The organism is Streptomyces violaceorubidus, assembly GCF_000717995.1.
Lineage (GTDB): Bacteria > Actinomycetota > Actinomycetes > Streptomycetales > Streptomycetaceae > Streptomyces > Streptomyces violaceorubidus.
In genome coordinates this window covers 1-664 of the sequence record NZ_JODM01000133.1, presented here as the reverse complement: position 1 = coordinate 664, position 664 = coordinate 1, and the positions used below count along the sequence as shown (strand labels likewise).

1 protein-coding gene is annotated in these 664 nt (G+C 65.8%); it reads right to left on the bottom strand.

Features of this window, described 5'->3' with window-relative positions:
• The coding region (locus tag IE94_RS0134355) for a hypothetical protein (protein WP_030192422.1) at positions 1 to 664 on the bottom strand (664 nt) is incomplete at both ends.

Sequence of the window (664 nt, the reverse complement as noted above, 5' to 3'; positions counted from 1 at the left end):
AAGATCCCGAAGAACGTCGCCAGCCAACGCGGCAGAAACCCCCGCTGGATATACGTCCCCTCGACCTCGGTCGGATCCACCCCCGACCGGCGCACCGCCAACGAGTACGGCCGCTCCTCCTTCGCACCGAACCAGATGATCTGCTTCGGCTTCAGCGTCGCCTCCACGAACGCCGCACGCCCCGGCTCGATCTGCACATTCCCCGGACGCACCTCGTACGACAGATGATCACCACGATCACTGCCCGCGACAGACGCCGTCACCTTCGTATTGCCCAGGTTGTCCACCGCAAGCCGAGGACGACCCCGAAAACGCCCCTTCACCGTCGGCGGAACCAACTCCGCCCGCACCTCCGAAAACGCGGTGATCGTCAGATTCCCCTCCGGAACCGTCACCGCATCCGGATGCTCCGTCGGAACAATCCGCACCGCATACGGATTCGGCCCCGCCACCGCATCCGGCGTACGCGGCGGAGCAAACGTCAACTCCACCGTCCCCGTCGTACCCGGATACAACCGCAACGTCTGCGGCTCCACCGTCGTCCAGGGAGCCACATCCCCCACCGGCTCGAACCGGTACTCATCCACCACGTCACCGGTATTGCGCACCCTCAGGCGCACACGCGTACTACTGCCGGGGTCCACAGTCGCGGACGCGGGCTCCA